Origin of the sequence: Actinocrinis sp., assembly GCF_035605935.1 — a bacterium.
Taxonomy (GTDB): Bacteria; Actinomycetota; Actinomycetes; order Streptomycetales; family Catenulisporaceae; genus Actinocrinis.
The window spans coordinates 14,117-39,089 of the sequence record NZ_DATNGK010000263.1 but is presented as its reverse complement, the minus strand read 5'-3'; the positions used below and the strand labels follow the sequence as shown (position 1 = coordinate 39,089).

The 24,973-nt window shown below is 68.4% G+C and carries 25 protein-coding genes, 2 pseudogenes and 1 riboswitch; of the genes and pseudogenes, 17 read left to right on the top strand and 10 right to left on the bottom strand.

Going from position 1 to position 24,973, the window contains the following annotated elements:
• Nucleotides 1-59: 59 nt before the first annotated feature.
• A complete protein-coding gene (locus tag VN779_RS20915) occupies nt 60-560 on the bottom strand; it encodes an Ig-like domain-containing protein (RefSeq protein ID WP_325725949.1) in 501 nt (166 codons plus the stop codon).
• A gap of 241 nt (nt 561-801) precedes the next feature.
• Nucleotides 802-1,839 carry a cytochrome c oxidase assembly protein gene (locus VN779_RS20910; protein ID WP_325725947.1) on the bottom strand — a complete coding sequence of 346 codons (1,038 nt, stop codon included), beginning with the start codon at nt 1,837-1,839 and terminating at the stop codon, nt 802-804.
• A gap of 459 nt (nt 1,840-2,298) precedes the next feature.
• Here VN779_RS20910 and recA point away from each other — a divergent pair, with 459 nt between their 5' ends.
• The 3 genes and pseudogenes from recA (at nt 2,299) to VN779_RS26695 (ending at nt 4,307) form a co-directional block, all read left to right on the top strand.
• Nucleotides 2,299-3,411 (top strand): recombinase RecA, encoded by a 1,113-nt coding sequence (recA, locus tag VN779_RS20905; protein ID WP_325725945.1) that lies wholly within the window; start codon nt 2,299-2,301, stop codon nt 3,409-3,411.
• Nucleotides 3,412-3,599: 188 nt separating this feature from the next.
• Nucleotides 3,600-3,884: pseudogene (locus VN779_RS26700) on the top strand (hypothetical protein); the annotation flags it as partial.
• A 27-nt stretch (nt 3,885-3,911) separates the two neighbouring features.
• The gene (locus VN779_RS26695) at nt 3,912-4,307 is read left to right on the top strand and encodes a regulatory protein RecX (RefSeq protein WP_414639734.1); all 396 of its coding nucleotides are present in this window, start codon (nt 3,912-3,914) and stop codon (nt 4,305-4,307) included.
• Nucleotides 4,308-4,395: 88 nt separating this feature from the next.
• Here the strand turns inward: VN779_RS26695 and VN779_RS20895 are convergent, their stop codons facing one another.
• Nucleotides 4,396-5,301 carry a glutamate ABC transporter substrate-binding protein gene (locus tag VN779_RS20895; protein ID WP_325725941.1) on the bottom strand — a complete coding sequence of 302 codons (906 nt, stop codon included), beginning with the start codon at nt 5,299-5,301 and terminating at the stop codon, nt 4,396-4,398.
• A gap of 234 nt (nt 5,302-5,535) precedes the next feature.
• Here VN779_RS20895 and miaB point away from each other — a divergent pair, with 234 nt between their 5' ends.
• Together miaB and VN779_RS20885 are read left to right on the top strand one after the other, a co-directional pair.
• Nucleotides 5,536-7,050 (top strand): tRNA (N6-isopentenyl adenosine(37)-C2)-methylthiotransferase MiaB, encoded by a 1,515-nt coding sequence (gene miaB, locus VN779_RS20890; protein WP_325725939.1) that lies wholly within the window; start codon nt 5,536-5,538, stop codon nt 7,048-7,050.
• A 13-nt stretch (nt 7,051-7,063) separates the two neighbouring features.
• Nucleotides 7,064-7,819: a class III extradiol dioxygenase subunit B-like domain-containing protein gene (locus VN779_RS20885; RefSeq protein WP_414639732.1), complete on the top strand. Its 756-nt coding sequence runs from the start codon at nt 7,064-7,066 to the stop codon at nt 7,817-7,819.
• Nucleotides 7,820-7,875: 56 nt separating this feature from the next.
• On the opposite strand, the gene VN779_RS20880 is transcribed toward VN779_RS20885, so the two are convergent.
• The gene (locus VN779_RS20880; protein WP_325725935.1) at nt 7,876-8,202 is read right to left on the bottom strand and encodes an antitoxin; all 327 of its coding nucleotides are present in this window, start codon (nt 8,200-8,202) and stop codon (nt 7,876-7,878) included.
• A gap of 238 nt (nt 8,203-8,440) precedes the next feature.
• Between VN779_RS20880 and miaA the strand changes: the two genes are divergently transcribed.
• Nucleotides 8,441-9,325, top strand: a complete 885-nt coding sequence (miaA, locus tag VN779_RS20875; RefSeq protein ID WP_325725933.1) for a tRNA (adenosine(37)-N6)-dimethylallyltransferase MiaA — start codon at nt 8,441-8,443, stop codon at nt 9,323-9,325.
• A gap of 52 nt (nt 9,326-9,377) precedes the next feature.
• On the opposite strand, the gene VN779_RS20870 is transcribed toward miaA, so the two are convergent.
• A complete protein-coding gene (locus VN779_RS20870; protein WP_349260871.1) occupies nt 9,378-10,721 on the bottom strand; it encodes a D-arabinono-1,4-lactone oxidase in 1,344 nt (447 codons plus the stop codon).
• 237 nt (nt 10,722-10,958) lie between these two features.
• Here VN779_RS20870 and VN779_RS20865 point away from each other — a divergent pair, with 237 nt between their 5' ends.
• Both VN779_RS20865 and VN779_RS20860 read left to right on the top strand, forming a co-directional pair.
• Nucleotides 10,959-12,038: a ferrochelatase gene (locus tag VN779_RS20865; RefSeq protein WP_325725929.1), complete on the top strand. Its 1,080-nt coding sequence runs from the start codon at nt 10,959-10,961 to the stop codon at nt 12,036-12,038.
• A gap of 41 nt (nt 12,039-12,079) precedes the next feature.
• The gene (locus tag VN779_RS20860) at nt 12,080-12,895 is read left to right on the top strand and encodes an inositol monophosphatase family protein (protein ID WP_325725927.1); all 816 of its coding nucleotides are present in this window, start codon (nt 12,080-12,082) and stop codon (nt 12,893-12,895) included.
• Nucleotides 12,896-13,014: 119 nt separating this feature from the next.
• Here the strand turns inward: VN779_RS20860 and VN779_RS20855 are convergent, their stop codons facing one another.
• The gene (locus tag VN779_RS20855) at nt 13,015-13,191 is read right to left on the bottom strand and encodes a hypothetical protein (RefSeq protein ID WP_325725925.1); all 177 of its coding nucleotides are present in this window, start codon (nt 13,189-13,191) and stop codon (nt 13,015-13,017) included.
• 372 nt (nt 13,192-13,563) lie between these two features.
• Between VN779_RS20855 and VN779_RS20850 the strand changes: the two genes are divergently transcribed.
• Together VN779_RS20850 and VN779_RS20845 are read left to right on the top strand one after the other, a co-directional pair.
• On the top strand, nt 13,564-14,220 hold the full coding sequence (locus VN779_RS20850; protein ID WP_325725923.1) for a response regulator transcription factor: 657 nt from the start codon (nt 13,564-13,566) through the stop codon (nt 14,218-14,220).
• Nucleotides 14,221-14,230: 10 nt separating this feature from the next.
• Nucleotides 14,231-15,574, top strand: a complete 1,344-nt coding sequence (locus tag VN779_RS20845) for a sensor histidine kinase (protein ID WP_325725921.1) — start codon at nt 14,231-14,233, stop codon at nt 15,572-15,574.
• 13 nt (nt 15,575-15,587) lie between these two features.
• Here VN779_RS20845 and VN779_RS20840 read toward each other — a convergent pair whose 3' ends face one another.
• Nucleotides 15,588-16,106 carry a gamma carbonic anhydrase family protein gene (locus VN779_RS20840; RefSeq protein ID WP_325725919.1) on the bottom strand — a complete coding sequence of 173 codons (519 nt, stop codon included), beginning with the start codon at nt 16,104-16,106 and terminating at the stop codon, nt 15,588-15,590.
• 209 nt (nt 16,107-16,315) lie between these two features.
• On the opposite strand from VN779_RS20840, the gene VN779_RS20835 reads away from it, so the two are divergent.
• Nucleotides 16,316-16,609, top strand: a complete 294-nt coding sequence (locus tag VN779_RS20835) for a DUF4193 domain-containing protein (RefSeq protein ID WP_325725918.1) — start codon at nt 16,316-16,318, stop codon at nt 16,607-16,609.
• Between the two features lie 58 nt (nt 16,610-16,667).
• On the opposite strand, the gene VN779_RS20830 is transcribed toward VN779_RS20835, so the two are convergent.
• Nucleotides 16,668-17,183, bottom strand: coding sequence for a DUF3093 domain-containing protein (locus VN779_RS20830; protein ID WP_325725916.1), 516 nt, complete (start codon nt 17,181-17,183; stop codon nt 16,668-16,670).
• Between the two features lie 155 nt (nt 17,184-17,338).
• Between VN779_RS20830 and VN779_RS20825 the strand changes: the two genes are divergently transcribed.
• From VN779_RS20825 to VN779_RS20810, 4 genes are all read left to right on the top strand, one after another.
• Nucleotides 17,339-17,923 carry a PaaI family thioesterase gene (locus VN779_RS20825; RefSeq protein ID WP_349260874.1) on the top strand — a complete coding sequence of 195 codons (585 nt, stop codon included), beginning with the start codon at nt 17,339-17,341 and terminating at the stop codon, nt 17,921-17,923.
• 86 nt (nt 17,924-18,009) lie between these two features.
• Complete coding sequence (dut, locus tag VN779_RS20820) at nt 18,010-18,456, top strand: dUTP diphosphatase (protein ID WP_349260873.1); 447 nt, start codon at nt 18,010-18,012, stop codon at nt 18,454-18,456.
• A gap of 71 nt (nt 18,457-18,527) precedes the next feature.
• Nucleotides 18,528-19,268 (top strand): DUF3710 domain-containing protein, encoded by a 741-nt coding sequence (locus tag VN779_RS20815; protein WP_325725910.1) that lies wholly within the window; start codon nt 18,528-18,530, stop codon nt 19,266-19,268.
• Nucleotides 19,269-19,363: 95 nt separating this feature from the next.
• Nucleotides 19,364-20,110, top strand: coding sequence for a DUF3159 domain-containing protein (locus VN779_RS20810; RefSeq protein ID WP_325725908.1), 747 nt, complete (start codon nt 19,364-19,366; stop codon nt 20,108-20,110).
• Between the two features lie 128 nt (nt 20,111-20,238).
• On the opposite strand, the gene VN779_RS20805 is transcribed toward VN779_RS20810, so the two are convergent.
• On the bottom strand, nt 20,239-20,898 hold the full coding sequence (locus VN779_RS20805; protein ID WP_325725906.1) for a TrkA family potassium uptake protein: 660 nt from the start codon (nt 20,896-20,898) through the stop codon (nt 20,239-20,241).
• A complete protein-coding gene (locus VN779_RS20800; RefSeq protein WP_349260870.1) occupies nt 20,898-21,557 on the bottom strand; it encodes a TrkA family potassium uptake protein in 660 nt (219 codons plus the stop codon). The genes VN779_RS20805 and VN779_RS20800 overlap by 1 nt, the downstream gene beginning before the upstream one ends.
• 308 nt (nt 21,558-21,865) lie before the next feature.
• On the opposite strand from VN779_RS20800, the pseudogene VN779_RS20795 reads away from it, so the two are divergent.
• Together VN779_RS20795 and glyA are read left to right on the top strand one after the other, a co-directional pair.
• Nucleotides 21,866-23,137 (top strand): annotated as a pseudogene (locus VN779_RS20795) (class I SAM-dependent RNA methyltransferase); the annotation flags it as partial.
• A gap of 8 nt (nt 23,138-23,145) precedes the next feature.
• A riboswitch (ZMP/ZTP riboswitch) is annotated at nt 23,146-23,257 on the top strand.
• A 33-nt stretch (nt 23,258-23,290) separates the two neighbouring features.
• The gene (glyA, locus tag VN779_RS20790; RefSeq protein WP_325725902.1) at nt 23,291-24,592 is read left to right on the top strand and encodes a serine hydroxymethyltransferase; all 1,302 of its coding nucleotides are present in this window, start codon (nt 23,291-23,293) and stop codon (nt 24,590-24,592) included.
• The last annotated feature ends 381 nt before the right edge of the window (nt 24,593-24,973 follow it).

Genomic DNA, 24,973 nt, shown 5'->3' with positions numbered 1-24,973 from the left:
GCGGCCCGCTCGGATCCGTGCGACTCGGAAGCTGCGCGGGGCGATCTCGGCGGCGGCTGCTAGCTCACCGCGAACGAGACAGGAGTCGACTCGCTCGCGCTGTAGTTGTCGTCGCCGCTATAGGAGGCGGAAGCCGTGTGATTGCCCGGCGGCAACGTCAGCTTCTCAAGCGCGCGGCCGTGCGAGATCCGCACCGGTGCCAGAGCCTTGCCGTCGACCGTGAAGATGATCGACCCCGTCTCTGACGCTCGGCGATGACCGTGGCCCTTCCCGCCCTTCCCCTTCTTGACGGTGCCCTTGCCTCCCTTGCCCTTGCCGCCCTTCGAACCCTTGCGCTCCGGCTCCGCGTCCGTCGTGGGCGCCGTGGGCTTCTTAGCCAGGCTCACCCGAGCGGAGAGCAGCACGTCCTCACCGCCGTGCGCGTGCTTGGGCGCGAGCACCCGAGTCACGGTCGGCGCGTGCGGATTCGACCCGCCTCCAGCGGCATACGCGAGAGACGGCGCGACGGCGAGGCCGCCGATCGTCGACAGGACCAGGGCACGAGTGAACGCTCGGGACATAGTGGACCTCCTCGTTTTCGTCGCTACTGTCACGGGCGGCTCCCGCGAGATTCAGCGCGACGTGATCAACGATGTCAGGAGATCGGTGAAAGCGAATCGTCAAAAGGGCGTATTTTTTCTACGCTCTAATGACGGCGCTTTTCGGGTGAATCGTCGGATGAGATTACTAATTGAGGATGCAAATTCGGCGACTTTGGCCGGCGTGTACCACAGCAAGCGTGAGTTGAAGGAGCTGCTGCGGTCAGTTTTCGGCCTCGGGGGAGGAGGTGCCGAAGCGGTGGGCGAACCGCGGATCCGTCTCCCACCAAGGTCGCATGTGCCCCTCCGGCAGCGCCTCGTCATCGGCACGCTCCGCCGCCTCGGCATGTTGCACCACTTCAAGCGCGTCAAGCAGCGTGTCTACGACCACTGCTTCCTGCTCGTCCTCGCGGAACATGCGCCGCCACAGAGCCCCGATGAACGGCAGTCCGGCCATGTCGCCGACCACCCAGATCGCCCCGCCGCCGATAACCTGATCATCATGAAGCGACATGCCCCAAGGGCGGTTTAACGCCGTGTAATAGTCCCCGGCGACCTTGTAGCTGCCCCACATCAAAATGACGCCGAGGGCACCATCCGTCACTGCTTCGGCGAATGTGATCCAGATTGAAACCATATGCGGGTATTCGTGCGGTACCGGGTCAACGCGTAGCCGCATCCAGTAATAGTAATAACCGACCGCGAGCAGTATGAACCGCAGTACTTCATTCTGGAAATCGCTGCGCATAGCCGCCTCGAACCATGGCGTGAGATACACCAGGAACGGCGTGCTGAGAAAGACCGCGGAGACGGTGGCCGGGAACCCGAGGAGATACGCAGGGCGGCTGCGTAGCACGCGGGTGAGCCGCTCGCGTCCACGCTCGGAGCAGTTCTGCATGATCAGCGTCAGTGGCGCGCCGAGAGCCAAGAGCATCGGCACCACCATGAGCACCAGGGTGTTCTGCACCGCCCTCGGCCAGAACAGCGTCCGCTCGTACGCGCCGAGGAACGACATGCACACAAACGCGAAGAGGCCCAGGCCCGAAAGGAACAGAACCGTGCGCCCGCGCTGCCACGTCCCACCGCGCGCCCTGAGGCGTCTGACGCCCGCGACGTAAAGCGCTGCCCCGACGACGACTACGCCGAGCACCCACGGATTGAGCGTCCACTGCGTCACATACGCGCTGTTCTGCAGGAGGGGCGGCCCTGAATAGGCACTGGCCATCGGATGCGAGCCCGCCCCTGGCAGTCCGGTCGTCATGCGCACATCACCTCGTGGCTTCGCCTGTACCCGCACATCGTAGGCAACCGGGCGAATCAGATCAGACACCGGGGCCGGATTCGCTCGGTGAGGTATCGCTCGCACACATGGTCGAACCGCGGATGGCCGGCGTGATCATGAGTGCTGGACACGCCGCGCCGAGGTCTTATGGAGATGTCAGTGCTGACGGATAGACTTCGAACTATAGTTCTAGATCGAACGGACGTCCCCGGTGCCGTGCAGACTGGTTTGCCTGGATTTTTGGCATTTCCGCACCCGCGGCCCCGGCGGCGTGAAACAGTGACCACTGAACGGTGGTCGCGGAATCCGGGAGCCACCGGGACGGGTGCGCTCCACGGAGGCGGCGTTGTTGTCGGCGGTGGCCGGTAGCGTTCTCGTCGCAACCAGCGAACCGGCGGCCCCAGACCGCGGTACCAACACACGGAGGCGAGAGAAACCATGGCGGCGTCAACCGATCGGGAGAAGGCGATCGACGCGGCCCTCGCGCAGATCGAGCGGCAGTTCGGCAAGGGCTCGCTGATGCGCATGGGTGACCAGACGCGTGCACCGATCGACGTCATCCCGACCGGGGCGATCGCGCTCGACGTGGCCCTGGGCGTAGGCGGATTGCCGCGCGGGCGCGTCGTCGAGATCTACGGCCCGGAATCCAGCGGAAAGACGACCGTGGCCCTGCACGCGGTCGCCAACGCACAGCGGGCCGGCGGCCTGGCCGCGTTCATCGACGCCGAACACGCCCTCGACCCGATCTACGCGAAGGCGCTCGGCGTCGACACCGAGAACCTGTACATCTCGCAGCCGGACAACGGCGAGCAGGCCCTGGAGATCGCGGACACGCTGATCCGCTCTGGCGCGCTCGACATCATCGTGATCGACTCGGTGGCCGCGTTGGTGCCGCGCGCCGAGATCGAAGGCGAGATGGGTGACTCGCACGTCGGTCTGCAAGCCCGGCTGATGAGCCAGGCGCTGCGCAAGATCACCGGTGCGCTGAGCCACTCGAAGACCACCGCGGTCTTCATCAACCAGCTGCGCGAGAAGGTCGGCGTGATGTTCGGCTCGCCGGAGACGACGACCGGTGGCCGGGCGCTGAAGTTCTACGCCTCGGTGCGGCTGGACGTGCGTCGCATCGAGACGCTGAAGGACGGTCAGGACGCGGTGGCCAACCGCACCCGGGTCAAGGTCGTGAAGAACAAGGTGGCCCCGCCCTTCCGGCAGGCCGAGTTCGACATCGTCTACGGCCACGGCATCAGCCGCGAGGGCGGCCTGATCGACCTCGGCGTCGAGCACGGCTTCGTGCGCAAGTCCGGGGCTTGGTACACCTACGAGAACGGGCAGCTCGGGCAGGGCAAGGAGAACGCGCGCACCTACCTGAAGGACAACCCGGACATCGCCAACGAGATCGAGAAGAAGATCAAGGAGAAACTGGGCGTCGGCCCGCAGTTGGACGCGCCCGCCGTGGACGCCAAGCCGGTTGCCGCGGCCGAGGTGGAGGCTCCGGTGAAGCCCACGCGATCGCGGACCAAGGCGGCGAGCACTGACGCAGCCGGGCTGTGACCAGCCGAGCCGACGACCGTCACCGGCCGGACGCGGGCCCGAGCTTCGGCGCGGGTGCGGGCGGTGGCGGTCAGCGCGAGCGGCGTGCTCGGCGGCGGTCGCCGAGTAGCGGCGGCCAGTTCCGACAGGGTGATGATGAAGGCTGGGACACTGCGCCGGCTTGGGCTGGTGGCGTAAGCCGGGGCGCAATGCCGGAGTGGGCCAGCGGCGATGACGGTCGGCACGCGCTGACGGACTCGGTCGGCGGCGACGCCGCGGGTCCGGCACCGGCTCGGACTGATGGCAGTAGTCGCGATGCCGCACCGCAGTGGGCCGATGGGCACGGTGCGGATGAGGCATCGCAATCGGCGGGAGGCGGAGAAGCGGCTGCCCGCCGAATCGCCTTGGACGCCCTCTCCAGAGCAGCCAGGACCCGAGGCCAACTGGCCGCACTCCTGCAACGCAAGGGCATCGCGCCCGAAGCGGCTGAAGCGGTGCTGGACCGGTTCGAAGAGGTCGGCTTGATCGACGACGTCGGCTACTCGGAAGCCTTCGTCGAATCCAGGCACCGAATCCGCGGACAAGGCGGCCGAGCCCTCTCCGCGGAGCTGCGCCGCCGCGGCGTGGCAGACGACGTCGTTGCGGACGCGGTCGGCGCGCTCGATCCCGAGCAGGAATTCGAAACCGCCTGCCGGATCGCCCGCGCCCGGTACGACCGGATGCCCGCCGTGCCCGCCGAAGTAAAGCTTCGCCGCTTAGCCGGATTCCTCGCGCGCAAAGGCTATTCGGGCGCGATCGTGTCCCGTGCGGTGCGCCACGTGATCCAGGAAGCCGCCGAGGAACAGGAAGTGGCAGAAGCCGCCGCGGATGCCTTCAGCGAGTGCGAGGTCGACGACGCCGCGTTCGGACCGGGCTGAGCCTGGTGCACGTTGAGCATGGCGCCGACTGAGCGCGGTGCGAGCTGAGCACGGCCTTACCGCATCCGCGACCAGCGCGGCTACTGGCTCAGGACTTCGGCGTCCACACACCGTCCGGCGGCGCGATCGGCTGAATACCCGACGGCGCCAACGTGGCGTTGAAAATCGCCTGCCAGGTGCCGTCATTCTCCGCGGCGACCAGGATGCTGTCGATCTTCCGGCGCAGCAGGTCATCGCCGAGCGGCAGGCCGATGCCGTACAGCTGCGGCGCCGCGGCCTGCGGGATCGCGATCAACCGCAGATGCTCGGGATCCTGGGCCGCGTACCCGGCCAGCACCGCGAGATCGGTGAACACCCCGTCCACCGCGTGCTGCTTCAGCGCACTCACGCACTCGGAGAAGGTGCTGCGGGGCACCAGCTGAGCATTGGTCAGCGACTTCAGCGGACTGATCGAGTTCGAGCCCGAGGTCGAGCAGACGTTGTCGCTCGCCGTCAGCGAACCAAGGCTCGTCATGTTCTCGTCCGACCGCACCAGCAGGCCATCGATCGTCTCGAAATAGGGGCCGGCGAACGAGACGACCTGCGCGCGGGCCGCCGTATACGAGTACGACGCCACCACCAGGTCGACCGAGCCGTTCTGCAGCGCGTTCTCCCGGTTCGCCGAGGTCACCGGCAAGAACTGGATCTGCGCGCGGCTGAAGCCGAGCCCGGCCGCGATCAGTTCGGCGATCTCGATGTCGAAGCCGGTGTAGGCCTTGCTGTTCTCGTCGTAATAACCGAGCCCGGGCTGATCGTTCTTCACCCCGATGACGATGCGGCCCTTGCCCTGATCGCGCGCCACCATCCGCTGAAAGGTCGACGAGTTGTCCAGCTTCACCCCGCCGGCCACCGGAAAGTCACCGGTCGCCGCGATGGGGGAGATGGTTACGCATCCCGCCGTACCCGCCGTGAGCCCCACCGCGAGCAGCAATCCCAGCAATCCCCGTCGTCGCACAGTTCCGCCCCTCACACCGGTGCCGCCCCGACTGCGTTTCCCGGTGTGGAAAGGTAGCGCCTGTCAGGCTTATTCGTCACAACGGGCGATAACGGTCGGGTAACGGGGCCGTGGCCGGCGCCCGGAGCGAGCCCACGGCCTGCGCGAAGGACGGTTTCGCGACTCGACGTGGCAAAATGCGTCAGGTGGCCGTCACACGGCTCACGCGTCGCGGATGAGAGTGGTTCGGCTGGGATGTCCTCCTCCAGGAAGTACGAGATCGTCACGTACGGCTGCCAGATGAACGTGCACGACTCTGAGCGGCTCTCCGGTCTACTGGAGAGCGCCGGCTACGAGCGCGCCGATCACGGCGAGACGGCCGACGTGGTGGTCTTCAACACCTGCGCCGTGCGCGAGAACGCCGACAACCGGCTGTACGGCAACCTCGGGCACCTCGCCTCGGTTAAGGCACAGCGGCCCGGTATGCAGATCGCGGTCGGCGGCTGTCTCGCGCAGAAGGACCGCGGCGAGGTGGTGCGACGCGCGCCCTACGTCGACGTCGTCTTCGGTACGCACAACCTCGCTGCCCTACCGGTGCTGCTCGAACGCGCGCGCGTGCAGGAGGAGGCGCAGGTCGAGATCGCCGAGGCGCTGGAAGTCTTCCCCTCGACGCTGCCGACCCGCCGTGAGTCCGCCTACGCGGCGTGGGTCTCGGTTTCGGTCGGCTGCAACAACAAGTGCACTTTCTGCATCGTGCCGGCGCTGCGAGGTACCGAACGGGACCGGCGGCCAGGCGAGATTCTGGCCGAAATCGAGGCGCTCGTCGCCGAGGGCGTCGTGGAGATCACGCTGCTCGGGCAGAACGTGAACTCTTACGGCTCAGAATTCGGGGACCGCGAGGCGTTTTCCAAGCTGCTGCGCGCTTGCGGGCAGATCGAGGGCTTGGAGCGGGTTCGCTTCACCTCCCCGCATCCGCGTGATTTCACCGATGATGTGATCGCGGCCATGGCGGAGACGCCGAACGTGATGCCGTCGTTGCACATGCCGCTTCAGTCCGGCTCGGACTCCGTGCTACGCGCCATGCGTCGCTCCTACCGACAGGAGCGGTACCTAGGCATCATCGAGCGGGTGCGTAAGGCCATCCCCCACGCGGCGATCACGACTGACGTCATCATCGGCTTCCCGGGCGAGACCGAGGCCGATTTCGAGCAGACGCTGCACGTCGTGCGCGAGTCTCGATTCGCGTCGGCCTTCACCTTCCAGTACTCGAAGCGCCCTGGCACCCCGGCCGCCGAGATGGACGCCCAGGTCCCGAAGCAGGTCGTCCAGGAGCGTTACCAGCGGCTCGTCGACCTGCAGGAGGAGATCTCCTGGGCGGAGAACCGCAAGCTCGTCGGCACCGAGGTCGAACTCCTGGTGGCCGAGGGCGAAGGCCGTAAGGACGGCTCGACTCACCGCATGTCCGGCCGGGCTCGCGACAACCGGCTCGTGCACTTCGGGGTCGGAGACGCGACGACCGGTGCGCTGGATGACGCGCAACGGCCTCGCCCCGGTGACCTGGTGACGGCCCGGATCACGTACGCAGCGCCGCACCACCTCGTCGCCGACGGGGAGGATGGCGGCAGCGCGGTACGCACGCTGCGGCGCATGCGCTCGGGCGACGCCTGGGAGGCGCGTAACGCGGCCAAGGACGACAAGCCGGTTGTCTCACTCGGGATGCCCGGCGTCGGCATTCCCGCGCCGCTGCCCGCCGCGTCTGTGTGCGGCTGAGCGGGATAGCAGCATGTTGGTTGCGGCCGCAGTGTGCCCGCAGACGCCTCTGCTTGTCCCTGAAGTCGCCGGCGGCGCGGCTGACGAACTAGCGGACGTCCGTGAGGCGTGTCTGGACGTCGTGACGCGTGTGTCGACTCGAAATCCGGATCTGCTCGTCGTGATCGCGCCCGGCGCTGGATCAGGCGCACGCGTAGGGCGGCTTGAGGGCACGTTCCGCCGCTTCGGCGTGGACTTCGTAGTCGGGGCCGCCCCGGATGGTCAGGACGCCGCCGTCGAGCCGTGCTGCGGCCTGCTGGTTGGCAGATGGCTGCTCGACGCAGCCGCGTCATCGGCCGATTTTGCGTGCGAGGCATGGGAGATCGGCGAGGACACCGAGCCAGCAGAGTGCGCGCGGTTGGGTCGGGAATTGGCCAGGCGCAGCGAGCGGGTGGCGTTCCTGGTCATGGCTGACGGCTCTGCGCGGCGCACGCTCAAGGCTCCCGGCTACCTCGACGACCGCGCCGAGCCCTTCGATGACGAGATCGCTCGCGCCCTTGCGGCTGTGGACACGAAGTCGCTCGCAGCCATCGATCCGACGGCTGCGAGCGACTTGCTGGCGGCAGGACGCGCGCCCTGGCAGGTACTCGCCGGAGCCGCCGATGCCGGCGAGTCCGACCCGGGTGAGCGGCAATGGCACGGCGAATTGCTCTCCTGCTGCGCGCCTTACGGCGTCGGCTACTTCGCGGCGCTCTGGGTTCTGGGAGGCTCGGCGGCGGTCGACGTCTGACCGCCGCCCGCTAGCTGCAAAACGGCCGTAGACGCCCGGTCCCGGTCCCGTCCGGCTCAGCTCGGCGGCTGCTGCGGGACGTCGCCCCCGGGCATGCTGCCCATCTCGGGGTGCGGCATGTCAGCGCCGGTGGCGGGATCTTGTGTCATCCCCGAACCCTGGTCCTCCTCGGCGAGCATCTCCTTTGCCTTGCTCGTGCCCGTGTTGATCTGATCGGTGTACCGGTTGCCGGTCCGCTCGTCGATCATCTGCCCGGCCTTGTCGACGCCCTTGTTGGCCTGGTCGCCGTGGCCGTGCAGCATCCCGCGCGCGCGGTCCATCAGCGCGGTAGACGAGCCGCCGCCCTGATTCCTGCTGTGTTTGAACCTGTCGAAGATGCCCATCGTCTGGCCCTCCGGTCGTGACGCCGCCGTGTTCCGGCGGCCCGATCTACCGAGCATATGTGACATAACAGGACATCGCGCGGCGAAGAGTGGAGCTCGGAACTGGGAGAATGAGCCCGTGACAGGGCCATTGACGGAACAGGCGCAGACGCAAACGCGGCACTTGGGGGCGGAGCCGTCTGACCAGGCGCGTGAGGACGGCAACGACGCGCGACACGGCCGTCCGACAGTGATCGCCGTGGTCGGTCCCACCGCCGTCGGCAAGTCCGACCTGGCCGTTGCGCTCGCCCAGGAAGTCGGCGGCGAGGTGGTCAATGCCGACTCCATGCAGCTCTACCGCGGCATGGATATCGGCACGGCGAAGCTGACTGAAACCGAGCGGCAGGGTGTACCGCATCATCTGCTCGACATCTGGCCGGTCACCGAGCGCGCTGCGGTAGCCGAATACCAGCGCCTCGCGCGCTCGATCATCGATCGGCTGCTCGCAGAGGGCCGCCCGGCGATCCTGGTAGGCGGCTCAGGACTCTACGTACACGCGACGCTGGACGACTTCGAGTTTCCCGGTACCGATCCGGAGCTGCGCGCTGAGCTTGAGGCGCAGCTCGCGCAGGTCGGTTCCGCCGCAATGCACGCGCGGCTCGCCGCGGCCGACCCGGGCGCAGCGGCAGCGATCCTGCCCTCGAATGGTCGACGGATCGTGCGTGCGCTCGAGGTGATCGAGCTGACCGGCGGCCAGTTCACCGCGACGTTGCCGGGCCACAGCCCGCATTACCCGCACACGCTCCGCCTCGGCCTCACGGCTGACCGCGCCGTGCTCGACGAGCGTATTACGCACCGCGTCGACGTCATGTGGGAGCGAGGGCTTGTCGACGAGGTGCGTGCGTTAGAGCGCGTCGGACTGCGCGAGGGCGTCACGGCCAGCCGGGCCCTCGGCTACAAGCAGGTGCTGGCCTTCCTCGCTGAAGAAATCTCCGAGGAGGAGGCGCGCGAGCAGACCGTGAAGGAGACCAAGCGATTCGCGCGGCGCCAGGAATCCTGGTTCCGCCGCGACCCGCACGTGCATTGGCTCGAACAGACCGGCTCAGGGCTCTACGAGGCGGCGCTCGAACTCGCCTGTGGGTAACTGACGTTGCGCCGGGAAGGCCGACTGAGAGCTAACGAGCCGTCAGGTGGCTTCAGGCGCCGAAGATGCGCCTGGTGTAGTCGTTGGCGAATACGCGCTGTGGGTCTGCCTTGTCCCGCACGGCGAGGAAGTCGTCGAAGCGCGGGTACGCCGACGCCAGGTACTCGCGGTCGCGCGTGTGCAGCTTCCCCCAGTGCGGGCGGCCGTCGTACGCGACCATGATCGACTCGGCGTTCTCGAAGTACTCCGCCGGATTCACGCCTTCGGTCATGTGGAACGCCAGGTAGGCGGTGTCGCGGCCGTATGCCGTCGACAGCCACAGCTCGTCCGCCGGCGCGGTGCGCACCTCGATGGGAATCGCGATGCGTAAACCCGCGTCTTGGAGCATCCGCCGGATCTCGCGCAGCGCGGGCACGGTGGCCTCGCGCGGCAGTGCGTACTCCATCTCCAGGAACTTGAACCGGCGCGGCGAGGTGAACACCTTGTCCGAGCGGTCGGTGTAGCTGCGCGCGGACAGTGCCTTCGCCGCCAGCTTGTTGATGGCCGGCACGGCGCGTGGCGCGCTGCGGCCCGCCTTGAGCAGCCCGGAGAAGAAGGTGTTGGACAGGAATTCGTCCTCCAACCAGACCCGGCTGCGCGAGAGCGGGGCCGCCGGACCTTCCGTGCGGTTGTTGCGCTTGAGCATCGTCGCGTCGGTGTGCGGGAACCACCAGAACTCGAAGTGCTCGTTGTCCTGCCAGAGCTCGTCAAAGGATTCGAACACCGCGTCAAGGCGCATCGGCTCCTCGCGCGCAGCCAGCAGGAACGCCGGCTCGGTGCGGAAGGTGACCGCGGTGATCACACCGATCGCGCCGACGCCAATACGTGCCGCCTCGAACAACTCAGGACGCTCGGTGGCGGAGCAGGACACGATCGAACCGTCGGCCAGCACCACTTCGAGCCCTGCGACCTGCGCGGCGATCGACGCGCTTGACCGGCCGGTGCCGTGCGTGCCGGTGCCGATCGCGCCCGAGACCGTCTGCGCCTGGATATCGCCCATGTTGGTCAGCGCGAGGCCCTGCTCCGCCAGCAGTTCATTGAATCGCCACAGGCCCATGCCGGCCTCGACGGTGACCAGCCTGGATGACTTGTCCGCAGACCGCAGCCTGGTCAGATTGTCCAGCCTGATGAGCACGCCGTCGGTGACTGCGACAGGGGTGAACGAGTGGCCGCTGCCGACTGGTTTGACGGCCAGACCCTGGGCCGCGGCCTCGCGCACGGTCTGCGCCACCTCGGCGGCGCTTGACGGAGTGGCTATGCGCCTGACCCGGGCCTTCTGGTTGCCGGCCCAGTTGGTCCACGTGCGGGTCGGCGTGGAGGTCGCCTCAGTGCTCACAGCCTCGATTGCCCATCTCATCAGTCAGCGGGGTGGCGTGCGGTCTCGCGCGGGCCTGCCGTGCAAGGCGCTCTTGCGCGGAATTGTGCCGCCCGGGTTGGTTCTGCGGTGCGTAGCCAACGCGACATGCGGCCGGGCGTCAAGGGACTTCAGGCAATTTTGATGTTGCTCGCCACGCTGCGCCCCACCTTGTGCCGCCTTTACCACGCTAGCCGACCGCGGCGTTTGCGCCCGAGCCGGGCGTGCGAGGATGGCGTCATGTCTTTGGCCAGCCCGTACGACGCCCTGCTGCTGCTTTCCTTCGGCGGGCCCGAGGGTCCGGACGACGTCGTCCCCTTCCTGGAGAACGTCACCCGCGGCCGGGGCATCCCCAAGGAGCGGCTGGTCGAAGTCGGCGCGCACTATTTCCAATTCGGCGGGGTCAGCCCGATCAACGGGCAGAACCGCGCGCTGATCGCCGCTCTTGAGCAAGACTTCGGGCAGCACGGGCTCGACCTGCCGATTTACTGGGGCAACCGGAACTGGGACCCGTACGTCGCCGACACGCTCGCCCGGATGGCTGAGGACGGCGTGCAGCGGGCCGTGGTGTTCGTCACGTCGGCGTATTCGTCTTACTCGGGTTGCCGGCAATATCGCGAGGACCTGGCCGCGGCGGTGGAAGCGGGCGGAGCGACGACTGCGGATCTGCGACTGGACCGCATCCGCGCGTACTACGACCACCCCGGCTTCGTAGAGCCCATGGTCCGCTCGACCGTCGATGCGTTGGCAACGCTCGACGAGTCGGTTCGCGATGCCGCCGAGTTGGTGTTCGTTACGCACTCGCTGCCGCTCGTCCTGGCAGAGTCGAGCCCTTACGTCGAACAGCACCAGGCCGTCGCGGACCTCGTCGCAGAGGGCGTAGAGCGAGCCACCGGCATCGTGAGCAGGCCGCGGTCGCTCACCTATTGCAGCCGCAGCGGTCCGCCAAGCCAGCCGTGGCTTGAGCCGGACATCGGCGACTACCTGCGTGAGCGCTCTGCTCAAGGATTGACCGCGGCGGTGGCGGTCCCGATCGGCTTCGTCTCGGATCACATGGAGGTCGTCTACGACCTCGACACCGAGGCCGCCGCGACGGCCGCCAAGCTTGGCCTGCCCTTCGCTCGGGCGGCGACCGTCGGGACGGACCCGGCATTCGTCGCCGCAATCCGCGACCTCGTGCTCGAACGCGCCGCGCGTGCTCGCGGCGAGCAGCCGGAGCCGAAGGTGCTCAGCGCCCTGGGCGTGATGCCGGACGTGTGTCGCGCCGGATGCTGCCCTAACCCGCGTGTCCAACGACCGGCACTGTGCGGGTCGGACTGATGCGCGCGGCCGCCCAACCGACGCCGACTGAACGGACTGACGTGTCGCCAGACCCCTGGAAGCTGCTGGAGTTGGCTCGTGCCGCCGCCACCGAGGCGGCCAGGCTCGCCGTGGAGCGGCGGCCGGCGGACCTCGGCGTCGCGGACACCAAGTCGAGCCCGACGGACGTCGTGACCGAGATGGATACCGCGGCCGAAGGGCTCATTCGCAAGCTGATCCTCGCGCAACGGCCTGATGACGCGTTCCTCGGCGAGGAGGGCGGAGCCGATTCTGGGCGCGCCGAGCCGGGCCACGGAGCGGTGCGTTGGGTGATCGACCCCATCGACGGAACGGTGAATTACCTCTACGACCTACCGCACTGGTCGGTGTCCGTGGGCGTGGAGGTCGACGGCGTGACGGTTGCCGGAGTTGTGGCGGCTCCGCGTCTGGGTGAGCTCTACACGGCTGTGCGCGGCGCCGGGGCGTGGTGTAACGACACGAAGCTGCGCGTAAGGCCTGCGGCGGATCTCGGCTCGGCGCTCGTTGCTACCGGCTTCGGCTACCGCGCGGAGCGGCGAGAGCGCCAGGGAGCGATCGCGGGGGCACTGCTGCCGCGGGTGCGTGACATCCGCCGCAACGGGTCGGCGGCGCTGGATCTTTGCGCGGTGGCCGCAGGGCGGGTGGACGGGTACTACGAGCGCGGGACGCACCACTGGGACCGCTGTGCCGGCACGCTCATCGCCACCGAGGCGGGGGCGATCGTCGAGGGCTTCCACGGCGCCGAGTCGAGCGAGCAGATGTCCATCGCGGCTCCGCCTGGCACCTTCGCCGCGTTGCACGGAGCGTTGGTCGAGCTCGGCGCGGATGATGATTATTAACAGGCCCGCTCTCTGAGCAGTGCAGGACGAGCACGAGGCTAGGTGGCGTTACGTGAACCGCCCCGCGCCGTTGGTGGCGCGGGGCGGTTCACGTAACGCAGTGCTGTCCTGAATCTGGATCAGGCCGCTACGGATGGCGCCACGTCAACGCCGTGTTCGGCCGCGATCCGCAGCAGGGAGTCCAGTTCGCCCTGCTCTACTTGGACCGCATACGGGTCCTTGGCGTACATCGCACGGCGAAGAGCCGTCTCCGTTTCGAAGATGCGCTGACGCAGACGAATGGAGAACTCTCCCATAGGTTCGCTCCTTGCGCGGGGGAGGGGCGGGGGCCGGATGAGGGACCGGGCGCCGCCCAAAGCCGTGGAGGTCGAGGCCGATCGGCCGCTGGATGTGGGGTCGCCTTCCTGAGTCGTACGAGGGTGGTTACTGCTCAGAGGACTTGCTGAAGTTCTTGCCGCACTCACGAGTTCGTGCCCACGCCGCCCGTTCGGGGGGTTGAGCCATCTGGCTCAGGCGTTCCCGAAGCCGCTTGCCGCCAAACCACTCCCGAGCGCCGCGGTTTTTCTTGACCTGCTTTTTACGCCGGGTGCGACAGCCTGTTTTCTTCGAACTGGACCGCACTATGAATTTGATAAGAACACAGAGCGCTACCTGGAGGCGTACGGATCATGCGGGTGCTGGTCGCCGAGGATGAGCAGTTGCTGGCCGATGCCATCGCGACCGGGCTGCGCCGCGAGGCCATGGCCGTGGACGTGGTCTATGACGGGGCCTCGGCGTGGGAGCGCACGAGCGTTAACGACTACGACGTGGTGGTGCTCGACCGGGACCTGCCCGCTATGTCCGGGGACGAGGTATGCCGGCTGATCGCCTCCTCGGGTTCGCCGACTCGTGTGATCATGCTCACGGCCGCCTCGGACGTCTCCGACCGGGTAGCCGGACTCTCCCTAGGCGCCGACGACTACCTGGGCAAGCCCTTCGCGTTCGCCGAACTGGTGGCTCGCGTGCGCGCGTTAGGCCGCCGGTCGGTCGCCCCGGTTCCGCCGGTGCTGGAGCGAGCGGGACTGCGCCTGGATCCCGCGCGCCGCGAGGTGACCCGAGACGGCCATCTGGTCGCTCTCTCGCCCAAGGAGTTCGCTGTGTTGGAGGTGCTGATGCGCGCGGACGGCACCGCAGTGACTGCCGAGCGACTGTTGGAGAAGGCGTGGGACGAGAATGCGGACCCGTTCACCAACGTGGTGCGCGTTACCGTCATGACCCTGCGCAAGCGCCTCGGCGATCCGCCGGTCGTGCTTACCGTGCCCGGCGCTGGTTACCGCATCGCGTGAGCAGGTGACGATGAACATCGACCCGAATGCGACGTCCGTCGATCCGACGGCGTCACGCAGCGGCCAGACCGGCCCGCCAGACCCCCTCGCCAGGACCGTCGTGCCGCTGACAGCCTCAGGGCACTATACGGCCGTGAGCGAGGCCGCTCCGCCCTTTGGCCGCCGTTCTGTGACGGCGGGAGGTCGCCGCGGGCTCACGGTGCGCGCTCGCCTGACGCTGATCTACGGCTCGCTGTTCGTCGGCGCGGGGATCATTTTGATCGCCGTCATCTACCTGCTCGTGCTCTGGCGCCTCAACCACCCACGCGCCGATCTGCCTGCGTGGTGCACTCTGACCCAAGCGGACCGGGCGGCCGGCCTAAGACTGACGGCCGCTCAGACAGCCCAGTGCAACCACCTCCAGCGCTCAGAAACGCTGCACGGCATCGTCATCTCCTCGTTGCTCGGCCTCGCCGCGACCAGCGTGGTCGCCTTCGGCGCCGGTTACTGGATCGCAGGGCGGGTGCTGCGGCCGCTGAGCCGCGTCACAGCCGCTGCCCGTCGTATCGCGCACCGGCCGGACGCCGCCTCGCGCACGCGGATCTCACTCGACGGCCCCAGCGACGAGCTGCGCGAACTCGCCGACACCTTCGACGAGATGCTCGACCGCCTCGACCTCGCCTTCCAGAGCCAGCGTCGCTTCACCGGCAATGCCTCGCATGAATTGCGGACCCCGCTCGCGATCAACCGCACGCTGCTAGAGGTCGCCCTCGCCGACCCGGACGTGTCCCCGCAGACCGAGCAGCTTGCCAAGGCACTGCTGATGACGAACGAACGCTCGGAGCGCATGATCGAAGGGCTGCTCGCTCTCGCCCGCGCCGATAACGCACTCGTCGATCCGTCTCCTGTGGACCTCGCTGCGGTCGCGCATCGCGCCGCTGCCCAGTGCGAAGCCGAAGCGGCGGAACGCGAAGTCGTCGTGCGGACAGACTTGGGGCGCGCCTCGGCGTTCGGCGATGGGCCACTCCTGGAGCGGGTAGCAACCAATCTGATCCAGAACGCGCTGCGGTACAACGTGCCTGGCGGCTGGGTCGACGTGGTCACCTACGACCAACAGACGCACGGTCTGCTCGTCGTGGCCAATAGCGGGCCGGTCGTGCCCGAATCGGCAGCGGAGGGCCTTTTCGAGCCCTTCCGCAGGTTCCACGCCAACGGCAAAGGTCCAAAAGATCCCGCGGACCGCGGCGCGGGACTCGGCCTGTCGATCGTTCGCGCCATCGTCTCCGCGCACGGCGGCCGCATCGCAGTGCAGCCGCGCACCGAGGGCGGCTTGATCGTCCGCGTCTGGGTCCCGGCCCCGAGTCGCGTGGTCTGACGCGCCGGACCGGTCAGCCGATCCGCCGTAGCTCTTTCGCGTAGTGAGCGCCGTTGGCCACGTACCGCGCCACCGCGTCGTCGAAAGCGCCCGGCGGTACCGCATCGGTCCGGATCTTCGCCGGGACGCCCAAGGCCATCGCCCCGCCGGGAACCTCCGTCCCGGGAGACACCACCGCCCCCGCACCAACCAGCGCTCCGCTGCGGATCACTGCTCGGTGTAGCACCACCGACCCTGAGCCGATGAGGCAGCGATCTTCGACCAAACACCCCTCAAGGTGCGCGATGTGACCGATTACACATTCGGAGCCGATTACGGTGGCGAGTTCCTCCGTGGCGTGCACCACTGCGCCGTCCTGAACCGATGTGCGCTCCCCGACCGTGATGGTTCCATAGTCTCCACGCAGCACCGCGCCCGGCCACACGGTGCTCCCCGCCCCGACGCTGACCTGCCCGATCACCACGGCGTCCGGGTGGATGAAGGCGTCTGGATGAAGGGTGGGAACATGGTCGCCCAAAGCGTAGATCGGCATGGGGAAAACCTTCCATGACGGGGTAGGCGGCAGACAGCGGAGGTCGGCCAATCCTGCCAGATCACCCTTTCGGCGGACGGCAGAGGGTGTCGGTTGCGTAACACCCCTTGAAGTACGGCAAAATCTGCGCCTCGGATCGGGCACAAGTCCGGCTCCCGAAACGTTACGTGCCCAGAACGAGAGAACCGCCTGAAGGGGGAGAGGGAGAAATGGCCACCGATTACGACACGCCACGCAAGACCGACGACGAGCTCAGCGAGGACTCGCTGGAGGAGTTGAAGGCCCGCCGGGTCGACAAGACCGCGGCCGTCGTGGACCTGGACGAGGGCGACGCCGAGTCGCTGGAGCTACCCGGCGCCGACCTGTCCAATGAAGAGCTCAGCGTCCGGGTGCTGCCGCGCCAGGCCGACGAGTTCACCTGCGCCAAGTGCTTTCTGGTGCACCACCAGTCGCAACTGGCGTACGAGCGCAACGGGCAGAGCATCTGCCGCGACTGCGCATAACCCGGGTCGCCGCCGGCGGGTGGGCGGCGTCTCCGGGCGTCCGGGCCGTCGGCGGTGGTCAGCGTGGGAGCGCGTTGACCACCGCCGCGAGTTGCTTCGGCCGGCGGCTGGACAGATAGAGATAGGGAGTCGGGTCCGACGGGTCGGTGATCTCGACGCGCACCGCGGTCGAAATGTAGCTGCGTAGCAGGAGGAACGCCCGCGGATCCGCCTCGTACGTCCGCAGCGCGCGGGCGCGCTCCTCGTCGAGCGCGACAGCCGCACCCAAGGCCGATGCCGGCAGCGTCGCGGTTCCGGCGGTGAGTGTGCCGTCCGCGGAGATCTCGATCACTTGATTGCCGTAGGCCACCACCGCGTACTCGCTCAGCGCCGTCCCGACGAGTAAGGCGCCGAGCGACCACCACGGGCCGATCACGAGCATGATGATCGCCAAGCTCAGCCCGAACAGGAAGCCGATGAACCAGTAGGAGAGCGGCGCGCGCAGCTTTTCCCGATAACGCGTGCCGGCGCCGCCCGTGGCGGGCCCGCCGCTCCCGCCTTGGTTCGGCACAGACTGTTCGAGCTGTGAGTTCATGTGGCCTAGCGTCACACACCGTGCGCGGGCCGAAGAACCCGCCCCTGCCGGAGACAGACGCAAGGTGACTCGCGAGTAATGTCTGCGGCGTGAGCAGATCCGACCTGAGCCAGCAGCCCGCACCCAACGCCGTACCGCACGCCGCCGCTGCGGGCATTTCAGGGCCGGTCACGCCGACTACACCGCCACCGGACGCCGAGTCCCCGCAGCGCCACGAGCAGGCACCGGCTCCGGGCACCGAGCTCGGCCAGCACTATCCGATGTGCTTCGCCTGCGGTGAGGAGCAGCCCAACGGCCTGCACCTGCGGATGTTCGCCGACGAGGGCGTCGCGGTGCGGGCGCAGTTCGAAGTTGGTCCGCCGCATCAGGGTGCGCCCGGGCTCATCCACGGCGGCCTGCTCTCGCTCGCCTTCGACGAGGTCATGGGCGCTCTGCACTGGATGATGCGGATCCCCGCGGTCACCGGCCGCCTGGAGACCGACTTCGTCCGGCCGGTCCCGCTCGGCAGTACCGTGCACTTCTCCGCGCGCTGCGTGGGCGTGCACGGCCGAAAGCTCTACCACCGCGCCGAAGGCCGGCTCGACAGTCCGGACGGTGAACTAGCGGCGCAGGCGACCGCGCTGTTCGTCGAGGTGCGGCTTGGCCATTTCGCCAAGCACGGCCGCGCGGAGGAGGTCCAAGCGGTCTTGGACAATCCAGACGACTATCGGATGCTGCGTGCCTTCGAGGTGAACCCGTGACGGATCAACTGGCGCGCGCGCAGCCGCAGGCCGTTTCCGCCACTGACCCGGACGGTGTGGGTGGCGGAATGGTGGTCGCCGGGGACATGCCGGGTGCCGACGTGGACGTTCTGGTCACCCGCCTCGACCCAGGCCTTCCCTTGCCGACGTACGCCCATATGGGTGACGCCGGCGCGGACTTGCGTACCGCCGTGGACGCCGTTGTCGAGCCGGGCGAGCGGGCAGTGTTGCCCACCGGTCTGGCGCTCGCGCTGCCGGAGGGTTACGCAGCGTTCGTGCATCCCCGCTCCGGTCTCGCCGCCCGCTACGGAGTGGGCTTGGTCAACTCCCCCGGAACGGTGGACGCGGGGTACCGTGGCGAGGTCAAGGTGATCGTGGTCAATCTGGACCGGAATGCCCCCGTGGTGTTCCACCGGGGGGACCGGATCGCCCAACTCGTGGTGCAGCGGGTCGAGCGGGCCCGCTTCCGCGAGGTCGCGCAGTTGCCGGATACGGCGCGTGGCACGGGCGGGTTCGGATCCACCGGCCGGTAGGCGCGGCGCGGCGATCTACAGTCGGACGCGGACAGCCGCGGACAGTGGTTACAGGATGGGGAGACGAGACGATGTTCCGACGGCGAGGGCGCGACGCGGAGCCGGACGACGGCTTCGAGGAGTCGGCCGACGACGTCTACGAGGACGCGCAGGGCGGCGCGCGGCGGGCCCCTGAGGAGGGTTCCGGCCGGGAGAACGGGCCCTGGGACGCGACGGAGCTCGACGACCCTCACGAAGGCCGGATCGACTTCGGTGGACTGCTGGTTCCGGCGGCCGGCAACATCCGGGTCGAGATGACCGAGCAGGGCCAGCTGGTGGCCATCCGGATCGAGCTCGGGCAGAGCGCGCTCCAGGTGAACGCCTTCGCGGCGCCGCGTAGCGAGGGCATCTGGACCGACGTGTGCGACGAGATCGCGGTGGAGATCACCAAGCAGGGCGGGATCGTCGACCGCGGCATCGGCCAGCTCGGCCCGGAGTTGCGCGCGCGCGTGCCGGTCCGGCTACCTGACGGCAACCAGGGCATCCAGGTCATGCGTTTCGTCGGCGCGGACGGGCCGCGCTGGTTCCTGCGTGGTGTCGTGTACGGCCTCGGTGCGGTACAGCCGGACGCCGCTGCGGGGGTGGACCAGGTGTTCCGGGAGATCGTGGTCGTGCGCGGCACCGAGGCGATGGCGCCGCGTGACCCGATTCCGATGACGATGCCTAAGAACGCCCAGCCCACCGAGCCGGTTCAAGAGGAAGAGGCGGCCTCGCCGTACAGCGGGGGGCTCGACCCGTTCCAGCGCGGACCGGAGATCACCGAAGTCAGGTAGAAGACTGGTTTTTCACCGCGGCGGCGGGAATCGAATCCGGTGCTGATTCGGCCGGATCCCCCTCCGCCGCGGTGTGTTTGGTTACGATGCACGGCATGTCAGCTTTCCCCCCGCCCGAGGCGGCTCCGTCCCCTTTTGCTCCTCAATCGGGCACCGTCGCTCCGCAAACCGGCGTGCCGGATCCGCGTGATGGCGCCTCGGCAGAAGCCGGCGACGTCAGCCACGAGGAACGCCTGGCCGCGTACCAGGAGTCGATCCTCGCCAACTTCGGCGGCAAGCGTGGGCTCACCGAGGCCGGGTTGCCGAGCGTCGTGTTCATCATCGTCTACACGGCGACGACGAATCTGAATACCTCGCTGTGGTCGGCCGTGGCCGTCGCGGCCGTGCTGACCGTGGTGCGGCTGGCGCAGCGGGACAAGCTCCAGCACGCGCTGAGCGGGCTGTTCGGCGTCGTGCTGTGTGCAGCGTTCGCCAAGTACACGGGCCAGGCGAAGAACTTCTATCTGCCCGGTGTGCTGCTCAACCTCGGTGAGGCGGTGCTGTTCAGCGTGAGCGCCGTGGCACGCTGGCCGATCGTCGGCGTGGTGATCGGTCCGATCACTGGGGAGATGATGACCTGGCGGGAGCATCCGGAGCGGCTGCGCGTGTTCACGATCTCCACCTGGCTGCTTGCCGGGATGTTCGCGCTGCGGGTGGCCATCGAGATCCCGCTCTATCTGGGGAATCAGTTGACTGCGCTGGGCGCCGCGAAGGTCGTCCTCGGGTATCCGCTCTACCTCGCGGTCGTGTTCGTGTGCTGGCGCATCATCAAGAAGGCACCGCTGCCCGCGCAGGCCTCCTGAACCTCTAAGAATTGCGTGTTACCGAACTGAACGAAGCGCCCCGTCGGCTGCCTGCTCCGAGAAGTCGGAGAAGTCAGCCGACGGGGCGTCAGTTTCGGTGCAACTTTCCTCGCCGCAGGGGCGTGCCCCTACTGCGTCGAGAGCAGTTCCTCCAACTGTTGCTCGCGATCCGGAGCCGCGACGAACAGCAACTCGTCGCCCGCCTCCAGCGGGTTCTCCGGCCTCGGGACCAGCACGCGGCCGCCGCGAAGGACCGCGACCAGCGCGGTGTCCTCCGGCCAGGAAACCTCGCCGATCCCCGTGCCGACCAGCGGCGCGTCGGCCGGCAGGGTCAGCTCCACCAGGTTCGCGTCGCCCTGGCTGAAGCGCAGCAGGCGCACCAGGTCACCGACCGAGACGGCCTCCTCGACCAGCGCCGACATCAACCGCGGCGTCGAGACCGCTACGTCCACGCCCCAGGCGTCGTTGAACAGCCACTCGTTCTTCGGGTGATTGACCCGGGCCACCACGCGAGGCACCCCGTACTCGGTCTTGGCCAGCAGCGAGACCACCAGGTTGACCTTGTCGTCGCCGGTCGCGGCGATCGCGACATTGCAGCGCTGCAGCCCGGCCTCGTCCAGCGAGACGATCTCGCAGGCGTCGGCCAGCAGCCATTCGGCGCGCGGCAGTTCGTCCACCGCGATCTGGTGCGGTTCCTTGTCGATGAGCAGCACCTCGTGCCCGTTCTCCAGCAACTCCACGGCGATCGAGCGGCCCACGTTGCCGGCTCCGGCAATGGCGACGCGCATCAGTGTCCCGGTCCCTTCGCGAAGATCTCCTCGACCTTGGGCAACTCCGAGGCGAGCAATGCCACGTGCGCGAGGTCGCCCTCTTGCAGCACGGTGTCGTTGCTGGGCAGCATGCCGTGCCCAAGGCGAGTGATGGCCGCGATACGCACTCCCGCAGCGTCTTCGAGGCGTGAGACACGGTGGCCGACCCAGCCCGGGCTCAGGTTTACCTCGGCGAGGACGACCGTGCCGGAAGGGTCGCGCCAGTGCTCGTCCGCCCCGGCGGGTAGCAGCCGGCGCAGCATCTGATCGGCGGTCCACCGGACCGTGGCCACGGTGGGGATGCCGAGTCGCTGGTAGATCTCCGCGCGCCGCGGGTCGTAGATGCGGGCGACGACGTTCTCCACGCCGAAGGTCTCCCGGGCGACCCGCGCGGCCAGGATGTTCGAGTTGTCTCCGCTGGAAACCGCGGCGAAAGCCTCCGCGCCCTCGATGCCGGCCTCGTTGAGCGTGTCCCGGTCGAAGCCGGTGCCGGTCACCCGCCGTCCGGCGAAACCCGTGCCGAGGCGGCGGAAGGCGTTCGGATCCTGGTCGACCACGGCGACCGAGTGGCCCAGGTCCTCCATACTCAGGGCCAGCGCGGAACCCACGCGGCCGCAGCCCATGATCACGATATGCAACTGCGTGGTCTCCTCGGTCGGTTGTGGCGCGCTCGTACGCGCCGGACGGGCGCACAGGCGTCTTGCCGCTCTGTGTCTATCATCTGTCGGGCGCGCGGCCCAGGGCGGGGTTCGCGGCCGTCCGGCGGGGCGTGCCGCAGGTCCTACCCTGGTATTTGAGCCCGACCGAGCCGCCCGGCACGGTCCTCCGCTGTAGATCGGATCCCCCAGTGCCCGCTCGTTACGCCTCCCGCACGAACTCGGCTCGTGCGAACTCGTCAGCAAGGCAGCCGCGGGCGGGCCGCGCGGACGAGAAAGTCGCCGGACCAAGCCTTGCCGGGGAGCGCTTTGAGGTGGAAGTGGGCGCAGTGGCGCACGGCGGTTTCTGTGTCGCGCGGCACGAGGGCCGGGCGGTGTTCGTACGGCACGCGCTCCCGGGTGAGCGGGTCGTCGTGGAGGTGACGGAAGGCACCGAGGGCGATCGCTTCCTGCGAGCCGACGCCGTCGAGGTGCTGACGGCCTCTCCCGACCGTGTGCAGGCGCCGTGCCCGTTCTCGGGACCGGGTAAGTGCGGGGGCTGCGACTGGCAGCACGTGACGCCCGAGGCGCAGCGCAGGCTCAAGGCCGCGGTGATCACCGAGCAGCTGCATCGGCTCGCGAAGATCGACCGCGAGGTCGTGGTCGAGGAGATCCCGGGAAGTGCTGACGGTCTTGGCTGGCGTAGTCGCGTTCAGTTCGCGGTGGACGACGAAGGGCGCATCGGGCTGCGTAAGCACCGCTCGCATGACGTCGTGCCGATTGACCACTGCATCATCGCTACGCCTGAGGTCGAGCAAGTTGGTGTGGAGTCCCGTGCGTGGCCGGACATGGCTGGCGTTGAGGTCATCGCGGCGACCGGTTCATCGGACCGCACGGTCGTGGTGACTCCGCAGCCGGGCCAGCGCGTGCCGTTCGTCGAGCTGGACGTCCCCGTCTCGGTCCTGCGCGGGGACGGTAAGGGCGGCACACAACGCATTCACGGCCGCGCGCACGTGCGTGAGGTCGCCGCCGGTCGCACGTGGAAAGTCAGCGGCTCGGGGTTCTGGCAGGTTCACCCGGCAGCGGCCGACGTGCTCGTCAAGGCGGTCATGGATGTGGTTAAGCCGCAGCCGGGGGAGACCGCGATGGACTTGTACTGTGGCGTCGGCCTCTTCGCTGCGAGCCTGGCCGAAGCGGTTGGCGCAGATGGCGAGGTCGTCGCGGTCGAGTCCGAGGCGGCCGCCGTAGCGGACGCGACCGCGAACCTGGCCGGCTTCGAGCAGGTGGTCATCGTCGAGGAGCGGGTCGACAAGGCACTGGATCAGGCGCCGGAGGACTTCGAGGCCGAGGTCGTCGTGCTGGACCCGCCGCGCTCCGGAGCCGGACGCGGCGTGGTCGAGCGGATCGCGCGGCTGCGCCCCCGCGTCATCGCCTATGTCGCCTGCGATCCGGCGGCGCTGGCCAGGGACGTGGCCTACTTCGCCGAGCATGGATACACCCTGGCCGACCTGCGCGCTTTCGACCTCTTCCCGATGACGCATCATGTGGAATGCGTGGGGACGCTGGTGCGGGCCGGTCGGTAGGATCGTTTCCGGCGAGCTGCGACTGGCGCTTCGGCGTGGGAGACAGGCCGACTAGGTGGACGTAACCACCGGGAAGCGGCTCGCCGTTCCGAGTGGGCACCGTGCGCCTGGGTGTTCGCCCCACCGTAGATTCAGTGAACGATGGAGGCAGACATGCACGAGCCCGCCGTACCGCACCTCGCCGCGACCGACCCGGAAATCGCCGGCCTGGTCCAGGCCGAAGCGCGCCGCCAATACGAGAAGATCCGGCTGATCGCCTCGGAGAACTACGTCTCCACCGCGGTCCTCGAAGCCACTGGCACCGTCCTGACCAACAAGTACTCCGAGGGCTACGCCGGCAAGCGCTACTACGAGGGCCAGCAGATCATCGACCCGGTCGAGACGCTGGCCGTGGAGCGGGCGAAGGCGCTGTTCGGCGCCGAGCACGCCAACGTGCAGCCGTACTCGGGCTCGCCGGCCAACCTCGCCGTCTACCTCGCCTTCCTCAGCCCCGGCGACACGGTCCTGTCCATGGACCTGCCGATGGGCGGCCACCTGACGCACGGCTCGCCGGTCTCGATCACCGGCAAATGGTTCCGGCCGGTGCACTACGGCGTGCGCAAGGAGACCGGCCGGGTCGATATGAACGACGTGCGTGAGATCGCGCTGCGCGAGCGGCCGAAGCTGATCATCTGCGGCGGCACGGCGATCCCGCGCACCATCGAGTTCGCGGCCTTCGCCGAGATCGCCCGGGAGGTCGGCGCGATCCTGCTGGCCGACATGGCGCACATCGCGGGTCTTGTCGCGGGCGGTGCGCACCCGTCGCCGGTCGGCCACGCCGACGTCATCTCCACAACCACGCACAAGACCCTGCGCGGCCCGCGCGGCGCGATGCTGCTGTCCACCGCCGAGCACGCCAAGGCCATCGACAAGGCGGTCTTCCCGGGCCTTCAGGGCGGCCCGCACAACCACACCACCGCAGCCATCGCGGTGGCGCTCAAGGAGGCGTCGCAGCCCTCGTTCAAGGACTACGCGGCCAACATCGTCGCGAACGCCCAGGCGCTCGGCGAGGCGCTCGCCGAACGCGGCTTCGACCTGGTCTCCGGCGGCACGGACAACCACCTGCTGCTGGTGGACCTGACGAACAAGGGCGTGACCGGCAAGGTCGCGGCCAAGGCGCTGGACGCGGCCGGCATCGAGCTGAACTTCAACACGGTGCCCTTCGACCCGCGTCGCCCCTTCGACCCCTCCGGCCTTCGCCTCGGCTCGGCCGCGATCACCACGCGCGGGCTGGCCACCGAGAACATGGCGCAGGTAGCGGGCTGGATCGACGCGGCGGTCGCGGTCGCGGCGCGGGCGGGCTCGCTGGACGGGCTCAAGGAGCCCGAGGTCACCGCGGACCTGGAGAAGGTCGCGGGGGAGATCAGGGATCTGCTGACCGGATTCCCGATGCCGGGCTGGGCTGCGGAGAGCTGACCGGAAGCCGACCCGGTGACCTGACGGACTGTCACCGCCTCTGTTCGAGTGCTGCCACGCGGTAACGCGCGGCAGCACCGTTACACGGCCCCGGTACCGGTTGCGGCCGTGAAAGCGGGAGTGTGGTCTAGGCCGCAGTTTCACCGGGCGGAATTCGCTGACCTGGGGCGACGCGAATCGGGTCGGGCGAGTGCGGCACAAACCCGACCGAGTTTGCGCGCAGGACTTGGCGGTTATGCCCCTGTGACCCTATCGTTATCAGTGCTCCGCCTAGGTGCGGAGTCCGCCGGGACCGGTGCGCCCGGTGCCGCGCGCTCCCAACCCTGAGCGGGGAGCGCCCGTCACCGAGCGTGAGCCGAAGGACGGACCTGGTGACGACGT

Excerpts from the sequence above, each read along its gene's own strand:
- VN779_RS20915 (WP_325725949.1), bottom strand. The coding sequence starts at position 560 with ATGTCCCGAGCGTTCACTCGTGCCCTGGTCCTGTCGACGATCGGCGGC.
- VN779_RS20910 (WP_325725947.1), bottom strand. The coding sequence starts at position 1,839 with ATGACGACCGGACTGCCAGGGGCGGGCTCGCATCCGATGGCCAGTGCC.
- recA (WP_325725945.1), top strand. The coding sequence starts at position 2,299 with ATGGCGGCGTCAACCGATCGGGAGAAGGCGATCGACGCGGCCCTCGCG.
- miaB (WP_325725939.1), top strand. The coding sequence starts at position 5,536 with ATGTCCTCCTCCAGGAAGTACGAGATCGTCACGTACGGCTGCCAGATG.
- VN779_RS20885 (WP_414639732.1), top strand. The coding sequence starts at position 7,064 with ATGTTGGTTGCGGCCGCAGTGTGCCCGCAGACGCCTCTGCTTGTCCCT.
- VN779_RS20880 (WP_325725935.1), bottom strand. The coding sequence starts at position 8,202 with ATGGGCATCTTCGACAGGTTCAAACACAGCAGGAATCAGGGCGGCGGC.
- VN779_RS20870 (WP_349260871.1), bottom strand. The coding sequence starts at position 10,721 with ATGAGATGGGCAATCGAGGCTGTGAGCACTGAGGCGACCTCCACGCCG.
- VN779_RS20865 (WP_325725929.1), top strand. The coding sequence starts at position 10,959 with ATGTCTTTGGCCAGCCCGTACGACGCCCTGCTGCTGCTTTCCTTCGGC.
- VN779_RS20855 (WP_325725925.1), bottom strand. The coding sequence starts at position 13,191 with ATGGGAGAGTTCTCCATTCGTCTGCGTCAGCGCATCTTCGAAACGGAG.
- VN779_RS20850 (WP_325725923.1), top strand. The coding sequence starts at position 13,564 with ATGCGGGTGCTGGTCGCCGAGGATGAGCAGTTGCTGGCCGATGCCATC.
- VN779_RS20845 (WP_325725921.1), top strand. The coding sequence starts at position 14,231 with ATGAACATCGACCCGAATGCGACGTCCGTCGATCCGACGGCGTCACGC.
- VN779_RS20840 (WP_325725919.1), bottom strand. The coding sequence starts at position 16,106 with ATGCCGATCTACGCTTTGGGCGACCATGTTCCCACCCTTCATCCAGAC.
- VN779_RS20835 (WP_325725918.1), top strand. The coding sequence starts at position 16,316 with ATGGCCACCGATTACGACACGCCACGCAAGACCGACGACGAGCTCAGC.
- VN779_RS20830 (WP_325725916.1), bottom strand. The coding sequence starts at position 17,183 with ATGAACTCACAGCTCGAACAGTCTGTGCCGAACCAAGGCGGGAGCGGC.
- dut (WP_349260873.1), top strand. The coding sequence starts at position 18,010 with ATGCCGGGTGCCGACGTGGACGTTCTGGTCACCCGCCTCGACCCAGGC.
- VN779_RS20815 (WP_325725910.1), top strand. The coding sequence starts at position 18,528 with ATGTTCCGACGGCGAGGGCGCGACGCGGAGCCGGACGACGGCTTCGAG.
- VN779_RS20810 (WP_325725908.1), top strand. The coding sequence starts at position 19,364 with ATGTCAGCTTTCCCCCCGCCCGAGGCGGCTCCGTCCCCTTTTGCTCCT.
- VN779_RS20805 (WP_325725906.1), bottom strand. The coding sequence starts at position 20,898 with ATGCGCGTCGCCATTGCCGGAGCCGGCAACGTGGGCCGCTCGATCGCC.
- glyA (WP_325725902.1), top strand. The coding sequence starts at position 23,291 with ATGCACGAGCCCGCCGTACCGCACCTCGCCGCGACCGACCCGGAAATC.